The organism is Aerococcus sp. L_32, from assembly GCF_050689315.1.
Genome location: NZ_JBOEQF010000142.1, coordinates 1 through 5,362, shown reverse-complemented (window position 1 = coordinate 5,362; position 5,362 = coordinate 1). Strand labels below are relative to the sequence as shown.

Genomic DNA, 5,362 nt, shown 5'->3' with positions numbered 1-5,362 from the left:
ACCAGTATGGTCTCGCATGTCGTTGACAGCTTGGGTCATAAAGCCTAAATCTTCGGCGATGACTTTAATGTCACCTAATTCTTTCTTAAATTGGTCGAAAATCTTATTGCCCGGCCCCTTCTGCCATGAACCTGAGGCAGCTGTTGGCGAACCAAAGGGCACTGCCCAGTAGCTTTCAAAGCCGCGGAAGTGGTCAATCCTTACCACGTCATATAGTTTGAAGCTTTCCTTCATCCGCAAGATCCACCATGCATAATCCGTTTCTTCCATGTAGTCCCAGTCGTAAATCGGGTTGCCCCAATATTGACCGTCAGCTGAATAGAAATCAGGCGGCACACCGGCAACCAGTGACGGATTGTTCTTCTCGTCAGTAAGGAATAATTCCGGTTGTGTCCACATTTCAACTGAATCTCGGGCCACATAAATTGGAATGTCTCCAATGATTTCGATGTGGTTGTCATTGGCATATTCTTTTAAAGCTTTATATTGTTGGTTAAACCAAAATTGGGTTACCAGATGGTAGTCATACCGCTCAATATGGGCCTCGCAGAATTGGTTGACCACCGCTTCATCATAGTTGCGCAAGTTCGTTGGCCATTCATACCAAGGGTTTTGCCCATGTTCTTCCTTAACCGTCATGTATTGGGCGAATGGCACTAACCAAAATTGATTATCTTCATAGAATTGTAAGAATTCTTTGTCATTGTAAGCTTTTGCTTGCACAAAATTGGCCACGGCCTTTTCTAGAATAGGTCTTCTCTTTTGGAAAATGGTATTGTAAGCCACTTTCTTAGGGTTATCACCAAAGTTGACCTCTTGATAGTCAGCTTGGTTTAGGTAGCCCTTTTTCATTAATAGGTCAAAATCAATAAAATGAGTGTTGCCGGCAAAGGCTGAGAATGATTGGTAAGGCGAGTCCCCGTATGACGTTGTAGTCAGTGGTAGAATTTGCCAGTATTGTTGCTTAGTTTTGACTAGAAAGTCGACAAATTCATAGGCTGACGCGCCAAATGAGCCGATACCAAATTGATTTGGTAGGGAAGATATGTGTAAAACGACACCACTTGCTCTTTCCATGCTTGAACCTCCTGTTTGCTGTTGATGTTTAATAGCTTTTCGCTTAATTCACTGTTATTTTACATGAAGCGCTTACACAATGCAACCGATTTCGTAAACTTTTTTGAATAACGTTGAAAGCGATACCAATTTTAGGTATAATAAATGCACCAAGCAGAGAGGATAACACTTTATGGCAATTACAATTCGAGATGTCGCTAAGAGAGCGGGTGTGGCACCTTCTACCGTTTCACGGGTGATTGCTGACAACCCTTCGATTAGTGAAAAAACTAAAAATAAGGTGCGCACTGTGATGAAGGAAATGAATTATTTTCCAAACATTTATGCGCAGGGGCTTGCAAGTGCCCATTCTAAAACATTCGGTCTTGTCCTACCCCTAGCCACTGACGCCTTTTACCAAAACCCCTTCTTCCCGACCGTCTTACGTGGGATTAATTTCGAAATGGCCAAACATGATTATTCTATCCTGCTTTCAGTTGGATTAGATGATGATCAACGGCAAAAGCACATTGAAAAAATCGTGAATGGCAAGCAAGTTGAGGGCCTGATTTTTCTATATGCTTCAAAAAATGACCCCCTATTGCGGTTCGCCCAGAAAGTCAACTGTCCAGCCGTTGTCATCGGGTCGCCCGACAACACTAAAGTTCATTTCGTGGATAATGACAATGAACTGATTGGTTACCAAGCTACTAAGTCTCTAATCCAACAAGGGTGTAACCGGATTGCCTATGTCGGTGGGGATATGAACCAGTTCTTTATTGCCGACCGTCACAAGGGCTACAAACGGGCTTTGGAAAGTGCGGGTATTATTTATGACCCTAGCTTGATTTATAACGATATCAACTTCTTACCAAGTGATGGTTATGAATTAGCTCAAAATAAAATTGATTTTAGTCAAATTGACGGCCTGGTTATTTCCGATGAGTTGGTTGCTCAAGGGATTCGGAATTATCTGGATATCCAGGACATTCAAGATGTCCATCTGATTACTTTTTCAGCCTACCGCCAAGGCAATACCCAGTCGATGAATAAGACTTCTTATGTCAACCTGAATTCCCATATTATCGGCTCAAGGGCCGTGGATATTTTGTTTGAAGTCTTAGATCCAGACCAAGCCAGCACACGATTCATCCATGAATATGTCGATGCTGACCTTGCATAAAAATTAATCAAGATTTGAAAAAAGCTGCCTCTAGGTAGTTTTTTTTTGAGCATTTATTATTGATAGTATTTTAGTGATTAATACTAGCTAAAATATCTTTAAAATGTGGAACTTAACGCTACATGCTAGGTTTCCTAATTATGGATGTCTTTAATAAAGCTGCAACGCAAAAAAGTCATGAAAATGAATCATGACTTTTTTCGAATTCACCTTATTTAAGCCGACAATAATTAAAATTTTCCAAATGGCGATCCTAAAATATATTACTCTATCGTTAAATCAGGGCATTACTACCACAAATATGCTTTTAGCTTAACCAATATCAATAATCGTATTTTATAATTCGAGTTTTAGCTTCTACTCCTAATGCCCGATACTGGCGCTTTCCTAGCATGCCTGCGTAGTCAGAAAAGCCCTCGGGAAAAGTTCCCGAGGGCGTCCCTCTGCTAGTCGAGTTCTTCAGGGCAGACAGGAAACACATCCTAATTTTAGGCAATGCTAGGAAAAAGCATAAACCTACTGCCTATAAATTAATTTAATTAGTCATGTACCTATTTCAAAATTCTATCAATCAATTGCATGACTTGGCGGACTTCTTCGTTTTTGACAACGGGTTCCGCACCTGCTTTGACAACATCATAGAAGTTGCGGTAGAAGGAAACGTCTGCTGGCTTGCTTTCTGGTAATGGTAAGGTCTCAGTGACGCCATCAACTGGTGGTGCCATTGTTTTGGTCAAACCGACGCCTGCTCTAATCGGTGATGGTTTATTTTCCACAGCATTACCGGTTGCTTTCACGATGCGGCCGTTCATTTCCCAGTCTTCAATGATAGCTGTTCCTTGGTTACCTTTGATATACCAGCGAGGCAGGCTAATGAAGTTAGATGTTCCTACTTCAACATGAGCGCGGATACCGTTTTCAAAGGTGATATAAGCCATAAATCCGTCGTCTACTTCGTCGCCGAGGATATAAGATAAGTCTGAGTGAACGGACTTGATTGGTGAATCTACTAGCCACAAGAGTTGATCAAATAAATGGATTCCCCAGTCTAGGACCATACCGCCACCGTGGGCTTTTAGATGGCGCCAGTCGCCTGGAATGCCGTTAGCGCCGTGAACTCGTGATTCAACTTGAAAAATATCCCCTATAACCTGACGTTGGGCGAAGATTTCTTTTACTTGTAAGAAATCTGGGTCCCAACGACGGTTTTGGTGCACCATGAGTACGCGTCCTGTTTCTTCAGATACAGCTATCATTTCGTCGAATTCTTGCGTATTCATGGCCACTGGTTTTTCACAAATTACATGTTTCCCTGCCCGCATTGAGCGAATAGCTAAATCCTTATGACTGTCATTAGGTGTGGCAATAAGAACAGCATCTACCTCTTGATCATCTAAAATAGCTTCAAAGGCTGGGTAAACATAAGTACCCGTTTCTTCCGCCACGTCTTTTCGTTCTTGGTCAATGTCATAAATGCCCACGACTTGTAGGTAGTCGGCTTCGGCTGCAATCAGGCCGTGGACATGGTAGGTCCCCATGCCACCGTAGCCGATTGTTGCGATATTTAATTTATTATTCACTTGTTTTGTCATCTATGCCCACCACATTTCTTGGGGTTGGTCTCGCATCATCACAGATTTTAAGTTAGTGATGGCACGGTCTAAACCTTCATCTACTGACATAATAGGGTCTTCATGTTCAATTGATAGGACGTAATCGTAGCCGTAAATCCGTAATTGAGCCAACATTTGTGACCATTCGGACATCGGATGGCCTTCACCAACACTTCTAAAGGTCCATGCACGACTGGCAACATCTTGATAAGGTTGCATATCGGTTAGGCCGTACATATTGATGTTATCTTGGTCTAAGTAGGTATCTTTAGCATGGAAGTGGTTGATTGCGCCAGCTTTACCTAAAATTTTAATGGCTGCAACCGGATCAATCCCTTGCCACCACATATGCGATGGGTCAAAGTTACAACCGATATTATCCCCCGCTTCAGAACGTAAACGTAACATGGTTGCTGGAGTATGGGCTAAAAAGCCACCGTGCATTTCAATCCCGATGTTAACGCCCGCTGCCCCTGCTTCTTGGTTAATGTCCTTCCAGTAAGGGATTAAGACTTGATCCCATTGGTAGTGGTAGGCATCTGCATACTCTGTTGGCCAAGGAATGACCGGCCAATTAACATGGGTATCTGTCGCGTTTCCGCCCCCAACACCTGAGAAGCCATTTACCACTGGTACATTCATTAAGGATGCCAGCTTGATGGTTTTTCTAAGCAATTCGTCATGGGCTTGTGCTTGCTTTTTATCTGGTGAAATGGGGTTACCATGCGCCGATAGGGCTGAAATTGAAAGCCCACGGTCCGCTACTTTTTGTAGATATTCTTTTCTAGCGTCACTAGATGCTAAAAGGGCATCAATCTTCAAATGAGCATCCCCTGGGCTAGCACCCGTACCAATTTCTACAGTTTCTAATCCTTTTTCTGCTACTTGATCTAACATGTCTTCAAAGGATAAATCGTTGAATAAAGGGGTAAATACGCCTAATTTCATAAAAGCCTCCTATTAGCTGTCGTCTTGTATTGTCTTGTATTTTCATCTGTAAACTTTTAGTGGCTAGCCTTTTTGCCCATTATCATCGATGGGAAAGTGACCATATGTAGGCCTTTCAGTTAGGGGGGCTGCCCAGTGGACGGCATTTTTAATGACCTGCTGGATAGTTGGATGATAATAAGTTGGGAAAGTTTCATGCCCAGGATGGAAGTAGAAAATCTTCCCATTCCCACGCCGATAAGTCATACCACCACGGAAAACTTCTCCATTTGGATAGCCAGTAATAAAGATTAATTCATCCGGCGCCGGAACGTCAAAGTGCTCTCCATACATTTCTTCTTGCTCTAAATCAATCCACTCGCCCACACCCTGGGTAATTGGGTGAGACGGATTCACATTCCACACCTTGGCAGAAAGACCGTCCTCACGCCATTTCAAATCACAAGTCGTCCCCATCAGTTTCTGGAAGATTTTTGAAAAATGACCCGAATGCAAGACAATCAGTCCCATGCCATCCAAAACGCGCTGGTGAACCCGGTCAACAATCTCATCTGCCACTTCT

The 5,362-nt window shown here is 42.8% G+C and carries 5 protein-coding genes; 1 reads left to right on the top strand and 4 read right to left on the bottom strand.

Features of this window, described 5'->3' with window-relative positions:
* Nucleotides 1-1,077, bottom strand: a 1,077-nt coding sequence (gene malQ / locus ACRCJ0_RS09030; RefSeq protein WP_431390234.1) for a 4-alpha-glucanotransferase, incomplete at its 3' end; no start/stop codon positions are given.
* A gap of 172 nt (nucleotides 1,078-1,249) precedes the next feature.
* Here malQ and ACRCJ0_RS09025 point away from each other — a divergent pair.
* Nucleotides 1,250-2,239, top strand: coding sequence for a LacI family DNA-binding transcriptional regulator (locus tag ACRCJ0_RS09025; RefSeq protein ID WP_431387899.1), 990 nt, complete (start codon nucleotides 1,250-1,252; stop codon nucleotides 2,237-2,239).
* Between the two features lie 551 nt (nucleotides 2,240-2,790).
* Here the strand turns inward: ACRCJ0_RS09025 and ACRCJ0_RS09020 are convergent.
* From ACRCJ0_RS09020 to ACRCJ0_RS09010, 3 genes are all read right to left on the bottom strand, one after another.
* Nucleotides 2,791-3,831: a Gfo/Idh/MocA family protein gene (locus tag ACRCJ0_RS09020; protein ID WP_417894039.1), complete on the bottom strand. Its 1,041-nt coding sequence runs from the start codon at nucleotides 3,829-3,831 to the stop codon at nucleotides 2,791-2,793.
* Entirely contained in the window at nucleotides 3,832-4,800 is a 969-nt protein-coding gene (locus ACRCJ0_RS09015; RefSeq protein ID WP_431390233.1) for a sugar phosphate isomerase/epimerase family protein, read from the bottom strand. It lies immediately after the preceding gene.
* A 63-nt stretch (nucleotides 4,801-4,863) separates the two neighbouring features.
* A partial coding sequence (locus ACRCJ0_RS09010) for a ThuA domain-containing protein (RefSeq protein WP_431390232.1) occupies nucleotides 4,864-5,362 on the bottom strand: 499 nt, incomplete at its 5' end.